This is a genomic window from Actinoallomurus sp. NBC_01490, from assembly GCF_036227085.1.
GTDB classification, from domain to species: Bacteria; Actinomycetota; Actinomycetes; order Streptosporangiales; family Streptosporangiaceae; genus Actinoallomurus; species Actinoallomurus oryzae.
The window spans coordinates 8,443,641-8,468,979 of record NZ_CP109433.1 but is presented as its reverse complement, the minus strand read 5'-3'; the positions used below and the strand labels follow the sequence as shown (position 1 = coordinate 8,468,979).

General features: G+C 70.7%; 21 protein-coding genes and 2 pseudogenes. 14 read left to right on the top strand and 9 right to left on the bottom strand.

Annotated features, from left to right (window positions below):
* From OG417_RS38980 to OG417_RS38930, 11 genes are all read left to right on the top strand, one after another.
* Entirely contained in the window at positions 1 to 915 is a 915-nt protein-coding gene (locus tag OG417_RS38980; protein WP_329239977.1) for a potassium-transporting ATPase subunit C, read from the top strand.
* A gap of 58 nt (positions 916 to 973) precedes the next feature.
* The gene (locus OG417_RS38975) at positions 974 to 3,568 is read left to right on the top strand and encodes a sensor histidine kinase (RefSeq protein WP_329262912.1); all 2,595 of its coding nucleotides are present in this window, start codon (positions 974 to 976) and stop codon (positions 3,566 to 3,568) included.
* Complete coding sequence (locus tag OG417_RS38970; protein WP_329239975.1) at positions 3,565 to 5,394, top strand: APC family permease; 1,830 nt, start codon at positions 3,565 to 3,567, stop codon at positions 5,392 to 5,394. The genes OG417_RS38975 and OG417_RS38970 overlap by 4 nt, the downstream gene beginning before the upstream one ends.
* Positions 5,395 to 5,409: 15 nt before the next feature.
* Positions 5,410 to 7,893, top strand: a complete 2,484-nt coding sequence (locus OG417_RS38965; protein WP_329239974.1) for a DUF4118 domain-containing protein — start codon at positions 5,410 to 5,412, stop codon at positions 7,891 to 7,893.
* A 132-nt stretch (positions 7,894 to 8,025) separates the two neighbouring features.
* A complete protein-coding gene (locus OG417_RS38960) occupies positions 8,026 to 8,700 on the top strand; it encodes a response regulator (protein ID WP_329239972.1) in 675 nt (224 codons plus the stop codon).
* 124 nt (positions 8,701 to 8,824) lie between these two features.
* Positions 8,825 to 10,813, top strand: coding sequence for an APC family permease (locus OG417_RS38955; RefSeq protein ID WP_329239970.1), 1,989 nt, complete (start codon positions 8,825 to 8,827; stop codon positions 10,811 to 10,813).
* Positions 10,814 to 10,867: 54 nt separating this feature from the next.
* Positions 10,868 to 11,269 (top strand): OB-fold nucleic acid binding domain-containing protein, encoded by a 402-nt coding sequence (locus OG417_RS38950; RefSeq protein ID WP_285581706.1) that lies wholly within the window; start codon positions 10,868 to 10,870, stop codon positions 11,267 to 11,269.
* A 104-nt stretch (positions 11,270 to 11,373) separates the two neighbouring features.
* Positions 11,374 to 12,057, top strand: coding sequence for a DUF3159 domain-containing protein (locus OG417_RS38945; protein ID WP_329262906.1), 684 nt, complete (start codon positions 11,374 to 11,376; stop codon positions 12,055 to 12,057).
* Positions 12,058 to 12,140: 83 nt separating this feature from the next.
* A complete protein-coding gene (locus OG417_RS38940; protein ID WP_329239968.1) occupies positions 12,141 to 12,737 on the top strand; it encodes a superoxide dismutase family protein in 597 nt (198 codons plus the stop codon).
* A 245-nt stretch (positions 12,738 to 12,982) separates the two neighbouring features.
* Entirely contained in the window at positions 12,983 to 13,888 is a 906-nt protein-coding gene (locus OG417_RS38935) for an aldo/keto reductase (RefSeq protein WP_329239966.1), read from the top strand.
* A 61-nt stretch (positions 13,889 to 13,949) separates the two neighbouring features.
* The gene (locus OG417_RS38930; protein ID WP_329239964.1) at positions 13,950 to 15,095 is read left to right on the top strand and encodes a glycoside hydrolase family 5 protein; all 1,146 of its coding nucleotides are present in this window, start codon (positions 13,950 to 13,952) and stop codon (positions 15,093 to 15,095) included.
* A gap of 30 nt (positions 15,096 to 15,125) precedes the next feature.
* On the opposite strand, the gene OG417_RS38925 is transcribed toward OG417_RS38930, so the two are convergent.
* Entirely contained in the window at positions 15,126 to 16,097 is a 972-nt protein-coding gene (locus tag OG417_RS38925; protein WP_329239963.1) for an N-acyl homoserine lactonase family protein, read from the bottom strand.
* 103 nt (positions 16,098 to 16,200) lie between these two features.
* Here OG417_RS38925 and OG417_RS38920 point away from each other — a divergent pair, with 103 nt between their 5' ends.
* A complete protein-coding gene (locus OG417_RS38920) occupies positions 16,201 to 16,797 on the top strand; it encodes a TetR/AcrR family transcriptional regulator (protein WP_329239961.1) in 597 nt (198 codons plus the stop codon).
* A gap of 202 nt (positions 16,798 to 16,999) precedes the next feature.
* On the opposite strand, the gene OG417_RS38915 is transcribed toward OG417_RS38920, so the two are convergent.
* The 6 genes and pseudogenes from OG417_RS38915 to OG417_RS54580 form a co-directional block, all read right to left on the bottom strand.
* Positions 17,000 to 17,437, bottom strand: a complete 438-nt coding sequence (locus tag OG417_RS38915) for an MmpS family transport accessory protein (protein ID WP_329239959.1) — start codon at positions 17,435 to 17,437, stop codon at positions 17,000 to 17,002.
* A gap of 132 nt (positions 17,438 to 17,569) precedes the next feature.
* Complete coding sequence (locus OG417_RS38910) at positions 17,570 to 18,694, bottom strand: methyltransferase domain-containing protein (protein WP_329239957.1); 1,125 nt, start codon at positions 18,692 to 18,694, stop codon at positions 17,570 to 17,572.
* A 9-nt stretch (positions 18,695 to 18,703) separates the two neighbouring features.
* Positions 18,704 to 19,063, bottom strand: coding sequence for an SPASM domain-containing protein (locus tag OG417_RS38905; RefSeq protein ID WP_329262902.1), 360 nt, complete (start codon positions 19,061 to 19,063; stop codon positions 18,704 to 18,706).
* Positions 19,064 to 19,081: 18 nt separating this feature from the next.
* Positions 19,082 to 19,549 (bottom strand): annotated as a pseudogene (locus OG417_RS38900) (radical SAM protein); the annotation flags it as partial.
* Positions 19,550 to 19,566: 17 nt separating this feature from the next.
* Positions 19,567 to 19,965, bottom strand: coding sequence for a helix-turn-helix domain-containing protein (locus OG417_RS38895; protein WP_329239955.1), 399 nt, complete (start codon positions 19,963 to 19,965; stop codon positions 19,567 to 19,569).
* A 220-nt stretch (positions 19,966 to 20,185) separates the two neighbouring features.
* Positions 20,186 to 20,551, bottom strand: a pseudogene (locus OG417_RS54580) (ATP-binding protein); the annotation flags it as partial.
* 154 nt (positions 20,552 to 20,705) lie between these two features.
* On the opposite strand from OG417_RS54580, the gene OG417_RS38890 reads away from it, so the two are divergent.
* Positions 20,706 to 21,563: a helix-turn-helix domain-containing protein gene (locus OG417_RS38890; RefSeq protein ID WP_329239953.1), complete on the top strand. Its 858-nt coding sequence runs from the start codon at positions 20,706 to 20,708 to the stop codon at positions 21,561 to 21,563.
* Positions 21,564 to 21,571: 8 nt separating this feature from the next.
* A complete protein-coding gene (locus tag OG417_RS54575) occupies positions 21,572 to 21,706 on the top strand; it encodes a DUF397 domain-containing protein (protein WP_442875602.1) in 135 nt (44 codons plus the stop codon).
* A gap of 261 nt (positions 21,707 to 21,967) precedes the next feature.
* Here OG417_RS54575 and OG417_RS38885 read toward each other — a convergent pair whose 3' ends face one another.
* Together OG417_RS38885 and OG417_RS38880 are read right to left on the bottom strand one after the other, a co-directional pair.
* Positions 21,968 to 23,221: a class I SAM-dependent RNA methyltransferase gene (locus tag OG417_RS38885; RefSeq protein WP_329239951.1), complete on the bottom strand. Its 1,254-nt coding sequence runs from the start codon at positions 23,219 to 23,221 to the stop codon at positions 21,968 to 21,970.
* Positions 23,208 to 25,244, bottom strand: a complete 2,037-nt coding sequence (locus tag OG417_RS38880; protein ID WP_329239949.1) for an APC family permease — start codon at positions 25,242 to 25,244, stop codon at positions 23,208 to 23,210. Before OG417_RS38880 ends, OG417_RS38885 begins: the two co-directional genes overlap by 14 nt.
* Positions 25,245 to 25,339 lie beyond the last annotated feature (95 nt).

Below are 25,339 nucleotides of genomic sequence, written 5' to 3'. Positions count from 1 at the left end.
ATGCGACTCTCGAGCCCTGTACGCCGGCACCTGGCGGCTCTCCGGGCCCTCCTCGTCCTCACCGTGATCCTCGGGATCGTCTACCCGGTCGCCATCTGGGCCGTGGCGTTCCTCCCGGGCCTGCACCACAGGGCGGAGGGCTCGATGGTCAAGACCGCCGACGGTAGGGTCGTCGGCAGCCGGATCGTCGGCCAGGCGTTCACCGACGCGAACGGCGACCCGCTGAAGCAGTACTTCCAGAGCCGTCCCTCGAACGCCGGCTACGACCCGACCTCGACCGGTGCGAGCAACCTGGGCCCGGAGGACGCCGTCGACACCCTCCCGGACCCGGCGCTCGTCAAGGCCGGCAAGGAGGACGAGAACGCCAGGACCAGCCTGCTCACCCAGGTCTGCGCCCGCAGCAAGGCCGTGGGCGAGCTGGAGGGCGTCAGCGGCGCCCGGCCGTTCTGCACCCCCGGCGGCGTCGGCGCGGTCCTCGCCCTCATCGGCCCGCGCGACCGCCAGGGCCACGTGACGCACCCGGTCCGGGTCGTCAGCCTCAACGAGGAGTGCGGCGTGGTCGCCAAGCCGTTCGTCGCCGTGTACGCCGGAGTGCGCGTCGAGTGCGCGACGTACGGTGAGGACTACGCGAAGGGCGAGGTCGTGCCGGTCCGCGGCGGCGCGCCGGCCCACCCGGCGGTGCCCGCCGACGCGGTGACCGCGAGCGGCAGCGGCCTGGACCCGCACATCTCACCGGCGTACGCGCGGCTCCAGGCCCCGCGGATCGCCCGGACGCGCGGCGTGCCCGAGCGGCAGGTGCTCCAGGCGATCGAGCACAACGAGGACGGCCGGACGCTCGGCTTCCTCGGCGATCCCCGCGTCGACGTCCTCACGCTCAACGCCGAGCTCGACGAGAAGTATCCGTACCGCGGTTGAGACCGGGGCGCGGCGCGCCTGGGCGCGCGCCGCGTCTCACCGAAGGAGGGATGTGACCATGGCACGCGGGCGGCTGCGCGTGTACCTGGGGGCCGCCCCCGGCGTGGGCAAGACCTACGCCATGCTCGGCGAGGGCCGGCGCCGGCGCGAACGCGGCACCGACGTGGTGATCGGGTTCGTGGAGTGCCACGGCCGTCCCCGGACCGTCGAGCTGGTGGAGGGGCTGGAGACGGTGCCCCGCAAGACGATGGAGTACCGCGGCGCGAGCTTCAGCGAGCTCGACGTGGACGCCGTCATCGCCCGGGCCCCGCGCGTGGCGCTGATCGACGAGCTGGCGCACACCAACGTCCCCGGCTCGCGGAACACCAAGCGCTGGCAGGACATCGAGGAGATCCTCGCGGCCGGCATCACCGTGATCACCACGGTGAACATCCAGCACCTCGACTCGCTGAACGACGTCGTCGAGCAGATCACCGGCGTGCCGCAGCGCGAGACCGTGCCCGACGAGGTCGTGCGCCGGGCCGACCAGGTCGAGCTCGTCGACATGACGCCGGAGGCGCTGCGCCGCCGGATGGCGCACGGCAACATCTACCAGGCCGAGAAGATCGACGCCGCGCTGTCGAACTACTTCCGCGTCGGCAACCTCACCGCGCTGCGCGAACTGGCCCTGCTCTGGCTGGCCGACAAGGTCGACGACCAGCTCGACCGCTACCGCGCCGACCACCGCATCAGCCGCACCTGGGAGGCCCGCGAGCGCGTCGTCGTCGCGCTGACCGGCGGGCCGGAGGGCGACACGCTGATCCGCCGCGCGGCGCGGATCGCCGACCGGGCCAAGGGAGCGGACCTGTTCGCCGTGCACGTGACCGCCGGCGACGGGCTCACCGGCGTGAGCCCGGCCGAACTCGCTCGCCGGCGCGCTCTCGTGGAGAGCCTCGGCGGCACGTACCACCAGGTCGTCGGGGACGACATCCCGCAGGCGCTGCTCGACTTCGCGCGCGGGGTGAACGCGACCCAGCTCGTGCTCGGCGCCTCCCGCCGGGGCCGGTTCGCCCAGATTCTCTCGCGCGGCGTGGGGGTGACCACGACCGCGATGTCCGGCGCGATCGACGTGCACATGGTCACGCACGAGGAGGCCGGCCGGGGGCGCCGCCGGTCGCCGCGCGGCGGCGGCCTGACGTGGACCCGGCAGGGCGTCGGGTTCGGGCTGGCCGTGGCCGGGCTGCCGCTGCTCACCCTCCTGCTGGCGAACCTGCGCGGACAGCTCTCCCTCGCCAGCGACATCCTGCTGTTCCTCGTGGCGGTGGTCGCGGTGGCCCTGGCCGGGGGCCGGTACGCGGCGCTGTTCGCCGCCGTGTCCGGCTCACTGCTGCTCAACTACTACTTCACCCCGCCGATCCACCGGTTCACCATCGGCGAGTGGGAGAACGCGCTCGCGCTCGCCGCGTTCGTCGTCGTGGCGGTCGCGGTGAGCGTGGTGGTCGACTCGGCCGCCCGGCGCACCCGCGAGGCGGCTCGCGCCGGCGCGGACGCCGAGATGGTCTCCAATCTCGCGGGCAGCGTGCTGCGCGGCGAGAGCACCCCGGGCGACCTGCTCGAACGCCTGCGCGTCGCCTTCGGGCTGGACTCGGTGACGCTGCTCGAACGCCGTCCCGACGCCCCGATGACGCCGGGCCGGCAGGGCGATCCGGGCTGCTGGCGGATCGCGGCGACCGTCGGCGGCGAACCCTGCCGCAGCCCGGACCAGGGCGCCGCCGAGGTCGCGGTCGACGACGACCTCACCCTCGTGCTGCGCGGCCGTACGCCGTCGGCGGCCGACCAGCGCGTGCTGGAGGCGTTCGCCGCGCAGGCCGGGCTGGCGCTGCGCCAGCACCGGCTCGCCGAGGAGGCCGAGCAGGCGCGCCCGCTCGCCGCCGCCGACCGGATGCGCTCCGCCCTGCTCGCCGCCGTCAGCCACGACCTGCGCTCGCCGCTGTCGTCGGCCAAGGCCGCCGTGGAGAGCCTGCGCACCGGCGACGTTGCCTGGACCGCGGGCGAGCGCGACGAACTGCTCGCCACCGCGGACGAGTCGCTGGAGCGCCTCGCCCGGCTCGTGGCCAACCTCCTCGACATGAGCCGGCTGCAGGCCGGCCTGCTCGGCGTCGCGGCCCAGCCGGTCGCCGCCGAGGAGATCGTGCCGCGCGCCGTCGCCGGCGTGAGCCCGGCCGGCGAGGGCGTACGGGTGCGGATCCCCGCCGGCGTGCCCGACGCGCTCGCCGACCCGGCGCTGCTCGAACGGGTCCTGGTGAACCTGATCGCCAACGCGGTCCGGTACGCGCCGCCCGGCCGGCCCGTCCTCGTGGCGGCCAGCGCGCTCGCCGACCGGGTCGAGCTGCGCGTGATCGACCGCGGGCCGGGCATCCCCGAGGCCGACCGCGACCGGGTCTTCCTGCCGTTCCAGCGGCTCGGCGACCACGACAACGACACCGGCGTCGGCCTGGGCCTGGCCCTGTCGCGCGGCCTCGTGGAGGCCATGGGCGGCACGCTCGACCCCGACGACACGCCGGGCGGCGGCCTGACCATGATCGTCACGCTGCCCGCGTACACGCCGGACCTGGCCGACCCCGTCCTGACCTCCCACCTGGACGCCGTACGGGAGAGGCGACCCGGCGCGTGACCGGGGTCCTGCCCGCGCGGCGCGGTGAGACGGACGAGGCAGGGGAGCGGCACCGCCTGTCCGTGCCCGGCGGCCTGGCCGCGCTGTCCCTCGACGCCATGGCCTCGGTGGCGTACGGGCCGGAGGCGATCGTCATCGTGCTGGCCGCCGGCGGGGGAGCGGCGCTCGGCTACACGGTCCCGGTCACGCTCGCGATCGCGGCCCTGCTCGGCGTGCTCACACTGTCGTACCGGCAGGTGATCGCGGCCTTCCCGCAGGGCGGCGGCGCGTACGGCGTGGCCAGGACCTACCTCGGCCGGCGTGCCTCGCTGGTCGCCGCCGCGTCGCTGGTCGTCGACTACGTGCTCAACGTCGCCGTGTCGATCGCGGCGGGCGTGGCCGCGCTCACCTCGGCGGTGCCGGGCCTGCTGCCGTACACGGTCTGGCTGTGCCTCGGGGTGCTCGCCCTGATCACCGCCGTCAACCTGCGGGGCATCGCGCACAGCGCCCGGATGTTCATCGTGCCGACCGCGATCTTCGTGCTGTCCATCCTCACCGTCATCATCGCCGGCCTGCTACGCGACCGGCCCGTCGTCATCGCGCATCCGGTCGCGCAGGCGCAGGATCTGCGGGCGGTCGGCGTGCTCCTGCTACTGCGCGCCTTCGCGAGCGGATGCGCGGCGCTGACCGGCGTCGAGGCGATCGCGAACGCGGTGCCCGCGTTCCGCCGGCCCCGGGTGCGGCGGGCCCAGCGGGCCGAGGTCGCACTCGGCGCGCTGCTCGGCGCCATGCTGATCGGCATCTCGGCGCTGATCGTCCGCTTCCACATCCGCCCGGCCCCGGGCGTCACGGTGCTCTCGCAGGTCACCGCGGGTGCCCTCGGGCACGGGATCGGCTACTACGTCGTCCAGCTCGCCACCGTGGTGTTGCTGGCGCTGGCCGCCAACACCTCCTTCGGCGGCATGCCCGTCCTGACGCACCTGCTCGCCCGCGACAACAACCTGCCGCACCTGTTCGCGCTGCGGGCCGAACGCCAGGTGCACCGCTACGGCATCCTCTTCCTCACCGTCACGGCCGCCCTCCTGATCGTCGGTACGGGCGGCGCCATGAACACCCTCGTGCCGCTGTTCGCCATCGGCGTGTTCGTCGGCTTCACCCTCTCCCAGACCGGCATGGTGCGGCACTGGTGGACCCGGCGCCCGCCCGGCTGGGGCCCGCGCGCGGCCCTGAACGGTCTCGGCGCGCTGATGACCGGCCTCGCCGCGATCGTCGTCTCGGTGACCAAGTTCCCCGAGGGCGGCTGGCTGATCGTGGTGACCATTCCGCTCCTGGTGTGGCTGATGTCGATGGTGAACCGCGCGTACGGGCGGATCGGGCGGCGGCTGGAGCTGGGCCGGGTCCCCGCGCGTCCCCGGCCCCGCAGGTCGCTGGCGATCGTGCCCGTCGGCGACGTGAACCGCCTGACCCAGGAGGCGATCTCGGCCGCGATGTCCCTCGGTGACAGGGTCGTCGCCGTACGGGTCGTCCACCCGGACGAGCCGGAGGAGACCACGAAGTTCATCGGGGCGTGGGAGCGCTGGGCGCCCGACGTCGGCCTCGCCCTCGTGAACGACCGGCACCGCCGGCTCGTGCACCCGATCGTGGAGTACGTGCGGGGCGTCGGCGAGCCGCACGTCTTCGTCCTGATCCCCGAGGTCGAGCCCGCCCATCTCTGGCAGCGGGTCCTGCAAAACCAGCGTGGGGCCGTGCTCGCCCACGCCCTGCGCCGCGACACCGACGCCGTGGTCTGCCGCCTGCGCTTCCGCCTCGATGACGGATCGGCCCGCGTGCGGGGACACAATGCGTAGTGGGGGGTGAGTGCGATGACGGGGCGAGGCAGGCTGAAGATCTACTTCGGCTCGGCGCCCGGCGTCGGCAAGACGTACGCGATGCTCGGCGAGGCGGCACGGCGCCGGGAGCGCGGCACCGACCTGGTCGTCGGCTTCGCCGACCCCCACGGGCGTCCCCGCACCGCCGCGCTGCTGGACGGCCTGGAGATCGTGCCGCCGCGGCAGGGCGAGATGGACGTCGACGCGGTGATCGCGCGGGCCCCGCAGGTCGCCTTCGTCGACGAGATCGCGCATACCAACGCGCCCGCCGCGCGCAACGCCAAGCGCTGGCAGGACGTCGAGGAGATCCTCGCCGCCGGCATCGACGTGGTCTCGACCGTCAACGTCGAGCACCTGGAGTCGCTGGCCGACGTGGTCGAGCGGATCACCGGGGTGCGCCGGCGCGAGACGGTGCCCGACGGGGTCGTCCGCCGGGCCGACCAGATCGAACTGGTCGACATCTCACCGGAGTCGCTGCGCCGCCGCCTCGCGCACGGCGACGTCTACCCGCCTGAGCGGGTCGACGCCGCGCTGGCCGACTACTTCCGCGTCGGCAACCTGACCGCGCTGCGCGAGCTGGCCCTGCTGTGGGTCGCCGACCGCGTCGACGACGCCCTCGCGCGCTACCGCGACGAGAAGGGCATCACGCGGACCTGGGAGGCCCGCGAGCGGGTCGTCGTCGGGCTGACCGGCGGGCCGGAGGGCGACACGCTCATCCGGCGCGCCGCGCGGATCGCCGCCCGCGCCGGCCGCGGCGACCTGGTCGCGGTGCACGTCGCCCGGCTGAACGACCGCCCGGCCCGGCTCGCGGACGGCTCGCCCGAGGCCCTGGCTCGCCAGCGGGCCCTGGTCGAGGGTATGGGCGGCTCGTACCACCAGGTGACCGGGGACGACGTGCCCGGAGCGCTGATCGAGTTCGCGCAGGCGGTGAACGCCACCCAGATCGTGCTCGGGTCCAGCCGCCGGAGCCGGTGGCAGTACATCTCCGGCCCCGGCGTCGGCGCGACCGTGGCGGACCGGTCGGGCGACGTCGACGTGCACATCGTCACGCACGACTACGCCGGCAAGGGCCGCGGTCTGACGACGGTCGCCCGCACCTCGCTGGGGCACCGGCGGCTGACCACGGGCTGGCTGCTGGCCGTGTGCGGGCCGCCGGTGCTCACCGGCGTGCTGTCGCTCCCGGGGGCCCGGCTGGGCCTGCCCACCGAGCTGCTGTTCTTCCTCACCCTGACCGTCGGCGTGGCCCTGGTCGGCGGCCTGTGGCCGGCGATCGTGGCGGCCGTGGCGGGCTTCCTGCTCCTCAACTGGTTCTTCACCCCGCCGCTGCACACGCTGACGGTCGCCGAGCTGGAGAACGTCTTCGCGCTGCTCGTCTTCGTGGCGGTGGCGGTCGCCGTGGCCACCGTGGTCGACCTCGCAGCCCGCCGCAGCTCGCAGGCCGCGCGGGCGCGCTCGGAGGCGACCACCCTGAGCATGCTCGCGACGAGCGTGCTGCGGGGTGAGGACGCCCTGCCCGAGCTGCTCGAACGCGTACGGGAGACGTTCGGGCTGGCCTCGGTGTCCCTCCTGGAACGGACCGGCGACACCTGGGAGCCGATCGCCTCGGCCGGTGCGGATCCCTGCGCGCGGCCGGACGACGCCGACGTCCGCGTGCAGGTCAGCGACGTCCTGACGCTGGCGTTGCGCGGCCGGGTGCTGCCCGCCGCGGACCGCCGCGTCCTGGCCGCCTTCGCCTACCAGGCCGCCGCGGCGCTCGACCGGCAGCGCCTCGCCGACCAGGCGCGCCAGGCCCGCAGCCTCGCCGAGGGCAACAAGATCCGTACGGCCCTGCTCGCCGCGGTCTCCCACGACCTGCGCACGCCGCTCGCCTCGATCAAGGCCGGCGTCAGCAGCCTGCGGTCGGACGACGTCCAGTGGGACCCCGCAGACGAGGCCGAGCTCCTCGCCACGATCGAGGAGTCGGCCGACCGCCTCGACCGCCTGGTCGCCAACCTGCTCGACATGAGCCGCCTGCAGACCGGGGCGGTGCGGCCGCTCACCCGTCCGATGTCGATCGATGAGGTGCTCGTGCCCTCGCTGGCCAACGTGCCGGGCGACCAGGTGAAGATCGAGGTTCCGGAGGACCTCCCGCCGGTCCTGACCGACCCGGGCCTGCTGGAGCGGTCCCTGGCCAACGTGGTGGAGAACGCCGTACGGCACGGCGGCGACGAACCGGTGCGGATCTCGGCGAGCGAGCACGGCGGCATGGTCGAACTGAGGATCACCGACCGCGGGCCGGGCGTGCCGGACTCGGCCAAGAGCCAGATGTTCGAGCCGTTCCAGCGGCTCGGCGACCGCCCGCGCGGCGACGGCGTCGGCCTGGGCCTCGCCGTGGCGCGCGGCTTCGCCGAGGCGATCGGCGGTGACCTGCACGCCGAGGACACCCCGGGAGGCGGGCTGACCATGATCTTCACACTGCCGACCAAGGAGGGCCCGTGAGTGAGCGGAGCGAGGGAACCGATAAGCAGGGCCTCCCGGTCACTCCACCGACGAAGGAGGGCCCGTGAGTGAGCGGAGCGAGGGAACCGATAAGCAGGGCCTCCCGGTCACTTCACCGACGAAGGAGGGCTCATGACTCGGGTGCTGGTGGTGGACGATGAGCCGCAGATCGTCCGTGCGCTGCGCATCAACCTGCGCGCCCGCGGCTATGAGGTGGACGCCGCGCCGGACGGCCGTACCGCCCTGGACCTGGCCGCGCGCCGGCACCCCGACGTGATCGTCCTGGACCTCGGCCTGCCCGACATGGAGGGCGCCGAGGTGATCAAGGGCCTGCGCGGCTGGAGCAGCGTGCCGATCATCGTGCTGACCGCGCGGCACGCCTCGGAGGAGAAGGTCGAGACGCTCGACGTCGGCGCGGACGACTACGTGACCAAGCCGTTCGGCATGGACGAGCTGCTGGCCCGGCTGCGCGCCGCCGTACGCCGCTCCCAGCCGCCCGAGGAGGACGCCGTGGTCGTCACCGAGGACTTCACCGTCGACCTGGCGGCCAAGAAGGCCACCCGCGACGGCTCCGACGTGCGCCTGACGCCGACCGAGTGGCACGTCCTGGAGGTCCTGGTCCGCAACGCGGGACGCCTGGTGAGCCAGCAGCAGCTCCTCCGTGAGGTGTGGGGGCCCTCGTACGCGAACGAGACCGGGTACCTGCGGGTCTACCTCGCCCAGCTGCGCCGCAAGCTGGAGGCCGACCCCTCCCGCCCCCGGCACCTGATCACCGAGCCGGGCATGGGGTACCGCTTCGAGCGGTGATTCCCGGGACACAGTGACGCCTGAGAACGCGCGCGTTAGGAATCCGTTAAGAACGCGGGGAGCGCCGTTAAGGCGGCGTTAGGGATACCCGAACACGACCCCTTCGCCGTATTTGCTGGCGATTGTGAAGCAAGCCGTCCTCCACGCCCCCAAGCGGGTCCTCGTGGGCCGTCCGCTCCGCACCGGGCAGATGGGGGAGACACTCCTGCCCAAGAAGCTGGCCCTGCCGGTCTTCTGCAGCGACCCCCTGTCGTCCGTGGCGTACGCGACGGAGGAGATCCTGCTCGCGCTCAGCCTCGGCGGGCTGGCCATGCTCACCCTGTCGTGGTGGGTGGGCGCCGGTGTCGTGTTCCTGCTGCTCGTGGTGGTGGCGTCGTACCGGCAGACGTGCCACGCCTATCCGGGCGGCGGCGGGGCGTACGCGGTCAGCCGGGCCAACCTCGGCGAGAACGCCTCGCTGATCGCGGCGAGCGCGCTGTTGATCGACTACGTGATGACCGTCGCGGTCTCGGTCGCCGCGGGCGTCGCCAACGTCGTCTCGGCCATCCCCGTGCTGGCCCCGCACGCGGTGGGCATCGCGCTCAGCCTGATCGCGGTCATCGCGGTGATGAACCTGCGCGGCGTCAAGGAGTCCGGCCGCGCCTTCGCGATCCCCACGTACGGCTTTGTGGCCAGCGTGTTCGTCATGGTGGGCGCCGGGCTCGTACGCGCCGCGCTCGGGCACGCGCCGTCCGCCGAGTCGGCGTCGCTGACCGTCCACGCCTCGCACGGGACGGCCGGGGCCGCCGCGCTGCTGCTGGCCCTGCGCGCCTTCGCACAGGGCTGTACGGCGCTGACCGGCGTCGAGGCGGTCAGCAACGGCGTGCCGAACTTCAAGCCGCCCAAGAGCAGGAACGCCGCCACCACCCTGACGGTCATGGGCCTGCTCGCGGTGACGATGTTCGGCGGCATCACCGCGCTCGCCTCGATCGCCCACGTGCACATCGCCGAGGACCCGGCGCAGCTCGTCGGCGCCCCGCGCGGTTACGAGCAGAAGACGGTGGTCGCCCAGCTCGGCGGCGCGGTGTTCGGCCACGGATCGTTCCTGTTCTTCCTGATCCAGGCGTTCACCGCCGCGATCCTGGTGCTGGCGGCCAACACGGCGTTCAACGGCTTCCCGATCCTCGCCTCGATCCTCGGCGGCGACGGGTACCTGCCGCGCCAGTTCGCCCGGCGCGGCGACCGGCTCGTCTTCAGCAACGGCATCGTGATCCTGTCGCTGCTCGCCGGCGCGCTGATCTGGGCGTTCAACGCCAGCACCACCCGCCTCATCCAGCTCTACATCATCGGCGTGTTCGTGTCGTTCACGCTGAGCCAGAGCGGGATGGTCAAGCACTGGGGCGACGAGCTGCGCCGTACGGCCGATCCGGCGCGGAGACGCGCGATCCACCGGTCGCGGGCGATCAACCTCGTCGGCGCGGTCCTCACCGGCCTGGTCCTGGTGATCGTGCTGCTCACCAAGTTCCTGCACGGCGCCTGGATCGTGGTCGTCACGCTGCCGCTGGTCTTCTTGATGATGAAGGCGATCAACCGGCACTACCGGCGGGTGGCCGCCGAGCTCGCGCCGGGCGAGGAGGGCGTCCCGCTGCCCAGCCGGATCCACGCGATCGTGCTGGTCTCCAAGCTGCACACGCCGACGCTGCGGGCGCTGGCGTTCGCGCGGGCGACCCGGCCGCACACGCTGACCGCGCTGTCGGTGGCGACGAGCGAGGAGGAGGCGGCGACGCTGGAGCGCGAGTGGAGCGAACGTGACGTTCCGGTACCGCTGAAGATCCTCGACTCCCCGTACCGGGACATCACCGGGCCGGTGCTCGACTACGTCGGGCGGGTACGTACCAAGAGCCCGCGCGACGTGGTGTGCGTGTTCATCCCCGAGTACGTCGTCGGGCGCTGGTGGGAGCAGCTGCTGCACAACCAGAGCGCGTGGCGGCTGAAGGCGCGGCTGCTCTTCCGCCCGGGCGTCATGGTCACGAGCGTTCCGTGGCAGCTCGGATCGGCCAAGGCGGCCCTCGCCCGGCGCCCGGAGGACGCGGGGTTCGCGGCGCGGCGGAAGGTGCGTTCGGGTGCGGCGTAATGTTGTTATTTCCGCCGCTTTCAATCTCAGGTGGATGGCTTAGTCTTGCCAAACATGGACGACGTGCCCGACACGGGCGACGAGGACTCAGGGTCACGGGGCCTGCGCGGGTTCCTGCGCCGGCTGACGTCGAGCAAGGCCGAGCTCGAAGCCCAGGAACTCCAGAAGACCAGCGGATCCGAGGGCGCCACCCCTATCAAGGCGTGCGCCACTCGTCGGCGTGCCTGCGTAGCAGGTACGCTACGCACTGTGACACTGCGGCCGCGGGGTGGAGCCCCCGCGCTCGAGGCCGAGCTCTACGACGGGTCCGACGTGATCGACCTCGTCTGGCTCGGCCGCCGGCGCATCGCCGGCATCGAGCCGGGCCGTCTCGTGCGCGCCGAGGGTCTCGTCAGCGTGCAGGACGGTCGTAAGGTCATGTTCAACCCGCGTTACGAGCTGCGGGGCAGCGCGTGATCGACGATGCGGGCGCCCCGCGAGGAGGTCAGGTGAACGACCCGACCCGGCGGGACTCGGGGTCCACGGACCCGGCGTCCGCGCAGGCCACGCCCGAAGACGCGGTGCCCGAGGACGCCGCGCCCGAGGAGGCGGCGCCGGAGAAGGCCGCGTACGACACGGTCGAAGAGGCCGTCCGCGCCCAGCTCTCCAAGGCCCTCGGCGGTGCCCGCGGGGTCGTCGAGGCGGCCATCCCGACGATCGGCTTCACCGTCTCCTGGATCGTGACCAAGGAGCTGAAGCTCTCGCTCGGCATCGGCGCGGGGCTCGCCGTGGTGCTGCTGTTCGTGCGCCTGGTCCAGCGGTCCACCGTGCAGTTCGTGCTCAACAGCATCGTCGGCATCGCGATCGCGGCCCTGTTCGCGCTGCGGTCGGGCAAGGCCCAGGACGCGTTCCTGCCGGGCATCCTCTACAACGCCGGCTACGCCGCCGCGCTGCTCCTGTCGATCGTGGTGCGCTGGCCTCTCGTCGGCTTCATCATCGGCTCGGTCACAGGCGATCCGACCGCCTGGCACCGCGACCGCGACATCGTGCGGCTCTGCTCCCGGCTCACCTGGCTGCTGGTGATCCCGTGTCTGGTGCGCGTCGCGGTGCAGTACCCGCTCTACCTGGCCGGCCACGTGGCGTGGCTGGGAGCCGCGAAGGTCCTCATGGGCTGGCCGCTACAGGTCGCCGGCCTGGCCGTGATGGTCTGGCTGCTGGCCCGCGGCCGTACCCCCCTGGAGCGCCCGACGTCATCGTCCGCGTGACGATTCGTGACTGTGCGTGACCGTATGCGGGTAGGAGTCCGTCCGGAGCGTGCAATCCGGACTCTTCACCCGGGAGCTGTCGCATGGCAGGCAAATACCATCTGCTCGCGGTCGTCGCGCTGGGCGCGGGCGCGACCGCACTCGGCGCCGCGGTGGCCGAGCGGCTGACCGCCGCCGACCAGCGTGGCGAGGCCGTCATCAAGGACGCCGACGGCAACAAGGTCGGCTCTCTTCGCGTCGAGGAGCGGGACGGCAGGACCAGGCTCACCGTCACGGCACAGGGCCTGCCCCCGGGGTACCACGGTTTCCACATCCACGCGAAGGGCGTCTGCGACCCCGCGTCCAAGGACCCGGCGACGGGCAGCCCGTTCTTCAGCGCGGGCCCCCACTTCGACCTGGACGCCCACTCCCACCCGGAGCACTCGGGCGACCTGCCGCCCCTGCTGGTCAACGGGGACGGCACGGGCGGCGCGACGGTGACGACCGACCGCTTCCGGCCCGGCCGGCTGTTCGACCGCGACGGCAGCGCGATCATCATTCACGCGGCACCGGACAACCAGGCCAACATTCCCAAGCGCTACGCGAAGTCCGGCCCGGACGCCGAGACCCTCAAGACCGGCGACTCCGGCGCCCGCATCGCCTGCGGCGTCATCACCAAGCACGGGCCCGGGCGCGCGTAGCGCCGAGCCGGCCAGAGCGGCCCCATCCAGGCTCAGGCCCTGACCGGGCTATCGGCACCACCGCCTCCGAGGCCCGCTATGATCTCGTCATCGCTTAGGCCTTCCTGATCCGTCGGGGAGGCTTTTTTCATGCCCAGGACCGCCCTGCGCGGGCGCGATCGGCTGCACGCTGCGTTCGTCGACGCCGGCTGGGCGCCCGATGTCGAGATCTCGTTCGCCGTTCCGGCGAGAGGGGACTGCTGATCATGACCTTGCACACCGGCGGCGCGGCGGCCGCGGGTACCTGGAGACTCGGTGACCTGACGGTCAATCGCATCGGATTCGGCTCGATGCGCCTCACGGGCAGTGCCGCCTTCGACCTCGGCACGCCCAGCGACCGCGAGCGGTCGATCAGCGTGCTCCGGCGCGCGGTCGAGCTGGGCGTCAACCACATCGACACGGCCGCGTTCTACTTCTCCTCACGCCGCTCGGCCAACGAGCTGATCAACCATGCACTGGCGCCGTATCCCGAGGACCTGGTCATCGCCACCAAGGTCTGGCCGGGCCGGGATCCCTCGGGCGAGTGGTGGTGGGCCACGCCCGGGCAGTTGCGCGGCCAGGTCGAGGAGAACGTGCGGCAGCTCGGCCGTGACCACCTCGACCTGGTGAACCTGCGCATCCCCCCGAGCCGGCGGACCGAGTCGATCGCCGAGCACTTCGGGGCGCTGGCCGATCTCCGCGACGCCGGTCTCATCCGGCACCTGGGCGTCTCCAACGCCACACCTGAACACCTGGCCGAGGCGCAGTCCATTGCTCCGGTGGTCTGCGTCCAGAACGCCTACGGCATCGGTGCACCGCCCGAGGGCGAGGCCGTGCTGCGCGCCTGTGGAGAACAGGACGTGGCATTCGTGCCCTTCTTCACCATCGCCGGTGAAGGGCGCGAAGCCGGCGCCGGCACCGGCGACAGCCCCCAGGTCCTTTCGGTCGCACGCGCGCACGGCGCGACAGCAGCCCAGGTAAGACTGGCGTGGACGCTACAGCAGGGTGCGCATGTGCTGGTCATTCCGGGGACCGGCGATCCGGACCATCTCGCCCAGAATGTGGCCGCGGGCGCACTGCGCCTCTCCGCCGACGAAATGGCGCGCCTCTCGTCCGACGATCGGCGGGGTTAGGCCGGTCCGGAGCTGATCTAGGATCCTGCTGATCTTGGTCCCTCCGGAAGGGAAGGCGTTCATGCACCGATCTGCCGGATTCGCCCTCGCCGCACTTCTCCTGACGATCGGTACCTCCGCGACGGCCGTCGCCGGGACCTCGCCCCGCGCTGCGGAACCGGCGCGGGCCGCCGCGCTCACCCGGCTGCACGCCACGAGCGCGCACGCGTTCGTCGACTCCACCGGCGCCCGGCACCTGCTGATCGGCCCGAACCTCCAGCCGGTATGGGACGCCGACGACACGGACACCTGGGACCAGGCCACGTACGACTCGATCAAGGCCAAGGGCTTCACCGCGGTCCGCATGGTCCTGTTCTGGGACCTGTTCCAACCGACCGAGGCGGAGTGGAACGAGACGGCGTTCGCCACCCTCGCCGCGGCGGTCGAGAGGGCGAAGGCCGCCGGCCTGTACGTCGTCCTCGACTGTGTCCACATGTCCGGCGACTCCGACGGCCAGGAGCACGTGCCGGACTGGGCGCGGGTGGACCCCGACGACACGACCGAGGGCCTGGACGCGGTCGTCGAGAACGGCCTGGGCTTCCTGCAGACCATCGCCAACCGGTACAAGGACGAGCCGGCCATCGCGGCGTACGACCCGGTCAACGAGCCGTTCCGCACCTCCACCCGGTCGGCGCGGCTGATGTCGGACTACACGCGGATCGTGAACGCGATCCGTGCCAAGGACGGCGTCACCAGCATCATGCTGGAGCCGTCGTACGGTGACGCGAAGGTGCCCGCCTCGTCGTTCTCCTCCCTCACCCCGACGAGCCGCACCAACCTCATCTGGTCGATCCACGACTACTACAACGGCGACTCGAAGAGCGGCTACACGGCCGGCTACAACGACGGCACCGGGCTGGGCATGGACCCGAACCCCTCCGACGGGACCACCGGCTACGACCCGGCGAACAAGGCCGCGCTCGCCGCGCACCTGCAGGTGCAGATCGACACGGCCTCGGAACAGGGCATGCCGGTCTGGATCGGGGAGTTCGGCATCGGCAACGGTGCCACCGGTCACGACCAGTACATCAAGGACAAGGTCGCGCTCTACAAGTCCAAGGGCATCGACTACGCCTGGTGGGAGTACTACTCCGACGGCGGAAACGGCCCGTTCAGCATGGTCGACGAGAACGACGCCTGGCGCTCCTGGGTCAGCCTGATCCCGTAGGGCGCCGGGGGTGATCGCGCTCGAGTGCCGTCAGGCCGCGTGGCCGACCCGGCCGCCGTCCCCGGCCGGTACGTACCGCGGTAGCCGGGCCGGGTTGAGGTTGGCCAGTTCGTCGAAGGTGGCCCGCTCGTAGGACTTGGCCCAGGACAGGTCCGCATCGGACAGTTCGCCATCGGCGAGCCCGGCGATCAGCCGTGCGCCGTAGTCGGTGTGGTCGTGCGCGGTGAGAATGACCAACTCGGGGAATTCGCGGCGCAGCCATTGGATCCGTCGTACCGAGTCGACGTACTGCTCCTCGTCACCGGTCTGGATCGCCCGCACCTGATCCACCGCGAGGTGCCGGATCGTGTACATCGCGTCCCCGGTCAGCAGGAACCGGTGGTCCACCAGCACGCTGGTGCTACCCGGGCTGTGCCCGGGCGTGGGCAGTGCGAGCACGCTCCCGTCGCCGAACAGGTCGGCCGAGCCGGTGAACCCGCCGACGGCCGGGCCGGTGAACCCGATCGGCCGCCAGTCGGTGATCGCCGCGATCGACGGCGGATAGGCCAGCGGCACCAGGCCGAACACCTTCTCCTCCCGCGCGGCGTACTCGGCCGCCCCCAGATACACCGGGGCGTGCGCGAACAGGTTCAGCGGACCGACGTGGTCCTCGTGGAAGTGGGTGATGATCACCCCGCGGATGTCCCGCGGCCGGTAGCCCAGCCGCGCCAACTGCGCCGGCATGGTCTGGTCGGCCGGCAGGTCGTACTCGTCGACATCCATCACGTGCTCCATGATCGAACCGCGGTAGTAGTCGACGTGCGCGACCTGCTCCGGGCTGATCCCCGTGTCGACCAGCACCGGCCCCGCGGTCGGGTGCTCGATCAGGTACGCGTGGATCGGCACCCAGATGAAATGGTCCTTGTCCGCGGCGAACTCACGCAGCGAAAACCCGTGCAGGCCCCCGTAGAACTGGCCGAACGGCACCTTGGTGCGGCCGATGCGCAGCGGGTAGATCTTCATGACTGCCCCTTTGGATTTCGTCGGAACGGCACGGTTCCGTCGTTTTCGGAGCCTAGCCCCGCCTACGATGGAACGCAACTGTTCCGTCGTGTATGCTCCGAGCATGTCGAACGGGCGGCAACCGGCCGGGGCGGCGGTACTCCAGGAATCCGTCACCGCCGCGATCACCAGTGCGATGTTCGACCAGCTCGCCGAGATGGGCTACGCACGCATGTCGATGGACGCGGTGGCGCGTCGGGCCGGGGTCGGCAAGGCCGCCGTGTACCGCCGCTGGCCGTCCAAACAGGCGATGCTGATCGACCTGGTCGAGGCCGCGATACTCCGGAACCTGCCAGAGGTGCCGGACACCGGTTCGCTGGCCGGCGATGTGCGCGGGTTCCTGGACGTGATCGTCGAACAGGCCGCCGATCCGCGAATCAGACGGATCGCACTGGACGTCCTGGTCGAGACCACGCGCACCGCCGAACTGGCCACCGCCCTGAACGACGTGGTGGCCCAGCCGCGCCGCACCACCGCGGCCACGGTGCTCACCCGCGCGATCGACCGTGGCGAACTGTCCGCCGACCTCGATCGCGAACTCGCCCTCGACCTGCTGATCTCCCCGTTGATCATGCGCCTGCTCCTCGCCACCGACCAGGTCGACGACGCCTATCTCACCCGGCTGACCAAGGTGATTGTGACCGGCCTCAACGCGATCTGACCACCGTCGGATCCGACGCGAGAACGCACGCCATGACGGCGTGACCCAGTGCGGTACTGACCATGGGCGGCCTTGTGGCCGCCGATCAGGGTTCGGGCGAGTACGCGCTCGGCTCGACCTGGGACTGAAGGGTCGCTGCCCAGGTCGCTCTCCCGCAAGAGCGACCCGGGCAGCGAGATCTGAGGAGCCGCCGGGCGGGCGGTCAGAAGCCGAGCGTGTGGTCGCAGCTCGCGATCGCGTACGCCCCCGAGGACTTCGCCGCCTTCACCTTGACGCCGTCGACGTCGATCTCGCAGGTGATCGTGCCGCTGCCGGAGTTCTGCGCCGTGACGGTGAGCACGTCGAAGGTGTCCTTCTTGATCTTGAACGACTTCTTCCACGGCACCCGGGCGCCGTTCTGCTGCTCCTGCCCGGACGGCGTCGAGTATGTGATCGACGCGCGGGTCGCCGAGCCGCCGATCCGGTAGGTGAGGGTACGGGTGGTCTTCGGCTTGGGCTTGCCCTTGGCCTTCGCCGTCGACCCGCCCCCGCGGGTCGATGACGTCGCGGCGATGTTCGGGTCGGCACTGTCGGCGACCGGAGTACAGCCGGCGAGGGCGAGTAAGCCGGCCGCGATACCGACGGCGATGAAAGTACGCATGTGGGTCCCCGTTCTCTGATGCTGTAGGGACGCGGCGACGGCGAGCACGGATGACCGATGAGCGCGTTACGTAGCTTTTTGGCCACATGCGGCGACAGGCGGTCCCCCGCCGCCGTTCCGGGGACAGATCGCTTACTCGATCGCCGCTTCCCAGTCACCGCGGGTCAGGTGGATTTTGCCGCCTTCCGGTGGGATGAACACCTTGGCGCCGTACAGCTGGAAGTAGCCGTGGCAGAGCCAGTAGTCACGGACCTCATCGAGGATGTCCCACAGTCGGCGCGGGCCGCCCTGGGCCAAGATCGGCGTGTCCGTACCGTGGGCGGTGGCGCGTGCCCACGATCCGTCGGCGTGGACCATCCACGCGGTGCGCGTCCCGTCGTCGGCCTCGTCGTAGTAGTGCTGGATGCCGGGCGCGGTGACCTCCAGCACCGATTGCAGCTCCCACGCTTCATTGACGTTGATGACGGGGTACCGACCGGCCTTCACCTCGTCGCCGTCCGCATGCTCGATCGAGGTGAACAGCGCATCGATGCCAGGCGGGTAGTCCGGGCCGGAGCGGACCGCCATGAATCCGGCACGGTCCCATTCGATGTGGCCCTCGACCCAACCGTCGTCCTGCTTGGTAGCGGTGAGGATCGCGGTGGTGCGCGCGAGTACCGTGACCAGCCGGCCGCCGGGGCGGAGCGCCGTCACCCAGCTGGCGGGAATCGGGCTGACGGAGACCATCGACACGATCCGGTCGTACGTGCCAGGCAGGGGTCCGGTCGCATCGACCGTCTTCACGCGCGGGTGCAGGCCGATGGACGCGAGTCGCTCACCGGCGGCCTTGATGAGGTACGGGTCCACGTCGACGCTCGTCACGCGTTCGTCGCCGAAGCGCGCGGCGAGCAAGGCGCAGCCGTACCCGGAGCCGCTGCCGACGTCGAGAACGTCCGCACCGTCGAAGAGCCGCCCATGCCGGTACATGCGCACGATGAGGCTGGGCAGAGTCGAAGACGAAGTCGGTGAGCCGGTCGGATGGTCGTCTGGAGTGGCATGGTCGGCGTGCAGCGGGCCGAGCTGCGTGACGAGCGTCTGGTCGCTGTAAGCCGCGGCCATCCACGCGTTCTTGTCGGCGGGTCCGTCGCGCAACTCCCGTGCTTCCCACCATCGGGGTACGAACACGTGCCGCGGCGTGCTCGCGATGGGCTCGTGCCACCGCGACACCGGGTCGGTCACCTGGTCGGCGAGACGTCTCGCATGGGGCTCCCAATCCACAGCGGGTCCCTACTTGTATTTCGGTTTGCAGGCGGGCTTCTCGGCCGGCTGACAGTCACCGCCGTCGCCCTTCGGCTTGCAGCCGGTCTTGTCCGGAGCGCACGGATTGGCCGCCGCCATGGGGATGGACTCGATCAGCTCCCGCATCCTCTCGCCGTTCAAGATCTCCGCCAGCGGCTGTTCCCGTACGTTGCCGGCCGCCATCCATCGTGACATGACACAAGGCCGTACGCCGCCGTCCGGCAGCACTGCGGCGACACCGTCACCGCAGTGGCCGCACAGCTCGCCGGGAACTCGACCACCGGCGCGCCCGAGGTGACGCGTCCGGTCGGTACCGATCTGCGTGATGCCGAGCCGTTCCAGCGACATGATCGCCTCGTCGATGCCCTGATCGTCCAGGACGTGGACCACGCCGACACGCAGCGGGATGTCCTCCCGAACGGCCCGTTCGATGTTCGCGAGGGTCTGGCGGAGCGTATCCCGCCCGGTAATTCGTCGGTGTTGCTTACGGTCGCCGGTGTAAAACGACGTGGCCAACGAGACGCCGGGTAGACCGAACGTCTTCCACAGAGCAGGGGTGACCTTGACGAGGTTGGTGTACACCTCGACGCGTAACCCCGCATCCAGTGCGTACTGGATCAGGGCGGCGAGGTCTGGATGCATCGTCGGCTCGCCGCCGATGAACTGCACCATGCCGACGCCGATCACCGCCGCATCGCTGATGACGCGCCGCCAGTCGTTGGTGGTCATGGCTCCGCTGGTCCCGTTGGGGCCGCTGGAGTTGTAGCAGTGGGTGCACTGGAGCTGACACTGTCCCGTGATCTCCAGCCACAAGAACTCCGTCATCAGCCTTCTCCCTTCGCCGTCGGTTGCTACTGTCCGTCGTCGCTCTGGGGAACGTCGAGCCGGCTGACGGTGCTCTCACCGCCGAGTCTGCCGGTACTGACCTTTCTCACAGTCGTGTGCTTGTGCAACAGGCGACGCATCGCGCCATAACCTATGTCGAACCGTGCGGCGACCTGGCGAATGCTCCAGCCCTGCTCGTACAGCCGCACGGCGTCTTCGGTCAGCCGCCGTGCCTCGGCCGCGTCGCCGCTGTCGGTCAGAAGGCGCTGAATCTCTTGAACGGGATAGCGGCGGTGGCCGCCAGGAGTCTGAATGGGGACGATCCGCCCCTCGCGCGCCCACTGCGCGATTGTCGAGGTGCGGACGCCGAGCGCCTGGGCCGCCTCCCGAGGCGTGAGGAGGCCGGTCGAATTCGATGGGGTCACAGGGGGCTTTCCAGTGAGGAGTCGCGGTTTTCGTGCGAGAGGTGGCTATGGCGCCGGATCCTCGGTTGCGGCTGCCGCCGGGAAGCTGCCGCCGACGAGGTTCAGGGGACGCCAAGGCGTTGATTTCAGGCTGAGTGAGGACGACGCCTGGGATGGTCACGGCCGCGTGCACCGTTTTTCCGCCGGGGTGGCCGTGTGTCCAGAGGAGCGCATACGTTTCGACGATCGCCAGGCCGCGTCCGTACTCGTCCATCTCGTTGGCCTCACGGCGTGTGGGTTGTTCGGGGATGGGATCGCGGACGAGTATGTGGGCCCACCTGGGCGTGCAGTGAATACCGAAGCGAATCACTTCCGTCTCGGGATTTGTGACGGAACGGGCGATGGCTTCGTACGCGTTCGTGACGAGTTCTGAAACAACAAGCGTGACGGTGTCCTTGATGTCGTCGTTGTGTCCGCTGAGCGTGCTCCCGGCAAACCTGCGGGCCGTATTGGCGCTGGTCGGATCAGATGCGAGCGTGATCCACGCAAGATCCGATCCGACGCACCGGCATGGGCTCGGTGCGAGGGGGTTTGGCGGAATGGCCATGGAATGTCCACTTCTCTGTGTGTGAGTGATGACTAAGGGTGTCTAGCGCCTGCTGCGAGCATCATGATTCGGCCCGGGGCTCGATCGCAAGGCTCCGAGCCGTATTGGCAGGATCGAATTGCTGGCGGACACGCGGCCGGGCAGACTTTCCGGCATGCCTCAGCCCCACAGCCCGACCGTGCGTGGTCGGCGACTGGCGAATGACCTCGCGGAACTCCGGGAGACAGCCAGGCTGACCCATGAACAGGTGGCCGCCACCCTCGGGCACGGCTGGAACCGTCACAAGGTCGGCCGGATCGAATCGGCCAAGATCAAGCCGAGCCTCAAAGACGTCACTGAGCTGCTTGATCTCTACGGCGTCGACACCGCGAAGCGAGAGTGGCTGTTCGCGCTGCACCGCGACTCATGGCAGCGAGGCTGGTGGGAGGATTACCGCGATCTTTTCCCGAAAGGCTCCTACGTCGCACAGGAGAACGACGCTGCCCGCATCGACGAGTGGTGCCCGCAGCTTGTATCGGGCCTGCTCCAGACGGACGAGTACGCCCACGAGATCATCCGGATCTGGAGCCGTGACGACGGCGAGGAGGAGACGCAGCGTCGGCTCCGTGTCCGGTTGCAGCGCCGTGCGCTGCTCAACCGCACGAACCCGCCCGCGCCGCAGCTCACCGTCGTGCTCGACGAAGCCGCCCTGCGCCGTCCCATCGGCGGCGAAGAGGTGATGCGCGAGCAGCTCAGAGCGCTCATCGTCGCGGCCCGCCGGCCGAACGTCACGATTCTCGTGCTGCCGTTTTCTGTCGGCTCGCACACCGGTCTTGACGGGCCGTTCATCGTCTTGGGCTTTCCCGACTCGATCGCGCCGGATGTCGCCTACGTCGAGACGAAAGCGGGCGGAAACCACATTGAGCGCAGCGACGGCGTACAGCGATTTAACCTGGATTTTGACGACCTCAAAAACGCGGCGCTGGACCAAGAGGGATCGCTGGAGTACATCGCCGCCTTGATCAAGGAGTAGTTCAGCTCATGAAGATCCCGAGCGAAACGCAGCTCACCTGGGCCCCTTGGCGGAAGAGCTCGCGCAGCGGTGGTGGTCAGGCGACCTGCGTTGAGGTGGCTCCCATCGAGACGACGTCGGCGGAGGACGATCGCCAGGTGTAACGCATTCCTGGAGCAGAGAAGGCCGCCGACTCGTGTCGGCGGCCTCGTCTGGAGGACGAGCTATGACGGCACAGCATGAGATCACGCCACGGGACAAGCCGGTTCCCCTACGGCGACGGAAGCGGTTCGTCACTCGAGACGACTTCGCGGCAATGTCCCGTGGGGCACCGGGCCTCTCTCTCGATGCCTTCCGCGCCGACCAAGACGCTACGGCCGAACAGGCCCTGAGCTGCCCGGGCCCATGATGGACGGCACGATTTTCTAGCCCCGGACGAGCGTCGCCACGAGCTCCACGTGCTGGGTCATGGGGAAGGCGTCGAAGGTGCGGAGGGCGGACAGGGTCCAGCCCTGTTCGGCGAACAGCGCCAGGTCGCGGGCCAGGGTCGCCGGGTCGCATGAGACGTACGCGATGCGGCGGCCCGCCAGTTCCGCGACGCGCTTGACCACCTCCGGGCCCGCGCCCGTGCGGGGTGGGTCCAGGACGACCAGGTCGGCGCGGTTCAGGCGGGTCTTGCCGCGGCCGAAGCTGATCTCGTCCAGGACGCTCTCCACCTCGCCGCGCTCCACCGAGACGTGAGGCATGTCGCGGAGGTTGAAGCGGGCGTCGCGGACCGACTGGGCGTCCGACTCGATGCCCACGACCAGGCCGTCGGAGCCGACGCGCTCGCCCAGGACGCCGGCGAACAGGCCCGCGCCGCAGTACAGGTCGACCGCGATCTCGCCGCGGCGGGGCTCCAGGGTGTCCAGGACCGCATCGGCCAGGGTCTGTGCGGCGCCCGGGTGGACCTGCCAGAACCCGCTGCCGCTCACCTGCCACAGCCGGCCCGCGACGTCCTCGCGGACGAACGGTGGCTTCTCCTGGTTGCGGTCGCTGACCAGCCGTACGGGCGCGTCCATGCGCGGGACGCGGGCGCGGCCCCGGGTGGACAGGACGGCCAGGCGGTCGCCCGTGCCGGCCGAGGCGATCGCCTCGACGCCGGACGCGCCGGGCCAGCGCTTGCGTTCGATGCCGAGGGCCTCCACCTCGGGGTGGGCGATCAGGCACTCGTCGATCGGCTCGATCGTGTGGGAACGGTGCCGGCGGAGGCCGATCGCGCCGTCGCGGCGTACGGAGAACTGCACGCGGGTGCGCCAGCCGAGGCCGTCCGGGGCGCCCGGCACCTCCTCGACCACCACCTCGCGGGAGATTCCGGCCACCCGGCGGAGCTGCTCCTCGATCACCGCGGCCTTGAGGCGTCGTTGCGCCGGGACCGCCACGTGCTGCCAGTCGCACCCGCCGCAGCGCCCCGGGCCGGAGAACGGACAGGGCGCCGGGACGCGGTCGGGCGAGGCCTCGAGGATCTCCACGGCGTCGGCGCGCAGGAAGTGCTTGGTCTCCTGGGTGACGCGGGCGAGCACCAGCTCACCCGGCAGGGTGTGCCGGACGAAGACGACGCGGCCCTCGTGCCGGGCCACGCACGAGCCGCCGTTGGCGACGGCGTCGATCCGCAGCTCGATCGGTTCAGACGATTCCACCGGCGGCACGGGACCCCTTCGATTCGGCGTTCTGTTCGGCGTACGGACGGCGCGCCGCGCCCGGCGCGGCCGGCTCCGGGCGCCCCTTGAGGCGGTCGGAGGAGGCGAGCTGCCACGGGACACTCGTCACCATCACACCGGGCACGAAGAGCAGGCGCGTCTTGAGCCGCAGCGCGCTCTGGTTGTGCAGCAGGTGCTCCCACCAGTGTCCCACGACATATTCGGGCAGGAACACGGTCACGACGTCGCGCGGGCTGCGCCGCCGGACGCTCTTGACGTACTCCAGGATCGGCCGGGTGATCTCCCGGTACGGCGAGTCGAGGATCTTCAGCGGCACCGGCAGCTCGTGTGCCTCCCAGGCCTCCTGCAGCTCGACGGACTCCTCCGGGTCGACCGCGACGGTGACCGCCTCGATCGTGGAGGGGCGGGTGGCCCGGGCGTACGACAGGGCGCGCAGCGTCGGCTTGTGGATCTTGGAGACGAGGACGACGGCGTGGTTGCGGGGCGGCAGCGCGACGTCCTCGCCGGTGACGACCAGCTCGGTGGCGACCCGGTCGTAGTGGCGCCGGATGCCCCGCATCATCAGGAACAGCACGATCATGGCCACGCACGCGATCCAGGCACCGAGCAGGAACTTGGTGATGAGGACCACGACCAGCACGATGCCGGTGACCACGCCGCCGAAGGCGTTGATCGCACGCGACGTCTTCATCCGGCGGCGCTTGCCGCGGTCGGTCTCGGTGCGCAGCAGGCGGTTCCAGTGGCGGACCATGCCGGTCTGGCTGACGGTGAAGGACACGAACACGCCGACGATGTACAGCTGGATCAGCGCGGTCACCGACGCGTCGTACGCGTAGATGAGCAGGCCCGCCAGGGTGCCGAGGATGATGATCCCGTTGCTGAACGCGAGCCGGTCGCCCCGCGTGTGCAGCTGCCGGGGCAGGTAGCGGTTCTGGGCGAGCACCGAGCCGAGCACGGGGAAGCCGTTGAACGCCGTGTTGGCGGCCAGGGCGAGGATCAGCGCGGTCATCACGGTCACGTACGCGAAGCCGAGCGGGAAGTTGCTGAACACCGTGTGGGCGACCTGCGCGACGACCGGGTCCTGGTCCGAGACGTCCCGCCCGGCCTTGTCGACCAGATGAGTGCCGAGGTTCGGGTCGGCGAACTTGGCCTTGGTGATGTACGCGAGCGCGACGATGCCGGCGAACATCGACGCCGCCACGGAACCGAGCAGCAGCAGCGTCGTCGCGGCGTTCTTGCCCTTGGGGTTGCGGAACGCCGGGACCCCGTTGCTGATCGCCTCGACGCCCGTCAGCGCCGCGCAGCCGGAGGAGAACGCGCGCAGTAGCAGGAAGACGAGCGCGAAGCCGGCGACGCCGACCTCGTGCCCCTTGATGGTCAGGTCGGCCGTCTCCGCGTGCAGGTGCGCGCCGAACGCCAGGCGGGTGAAGCCCCACAGCAGCATGACGAAGACGCCGAACATGAACAGATACGTGGGAATCGCGAAGGCGACCCCGGACTCCCGGATTCCCCGCAAATTCATGATCGTCAAAATCGCGACGATGGCGATCGCGGCGAGGACCTTGTGGGGCTGGAGAAAGTGGATGAGGGCGCCGAGATTCTCGACTCCCGAGGACACCGACACCGCGACCGTCATCACGTAGTCGACGAGCAGGGCGCTCGCCACCACGATGCCGGAGTTGCCGCCGAGGTTGGTGGTGGCGACCTCGAAGTCGCCGCCGCCGCTCGTGTAGGCACGGACGTTCTGCCGGTACGACGCCACGACCGTGAGAAGGATCACGACGACGGCGCCGGCCACCCACGGGGTGAAGTGATAGGTCGCCAGCCCCGCGATACCGAGGGCGATCAGGATCTCCTGCGGCGCGTACGCCACGGAGGAGAGCGCGTCGCTGGCGAAGACGGGCAGGGCGACCGTCTTGGGGAGGGTTTGCTCGTGCTGCTGGGCGCTGCGGAGCGCCCTGCCAAGCAGGAGCCTCTTGACGAGGTCGGGAGCCTTCGACACGTCGGTGATGGTAGTCGGTAACGGGACCGTGAAAACCCATCGTGGCATGGGCAAGTAAAACAGTGGAACCCAGGGACGGGTTCCGGAGTTCTACC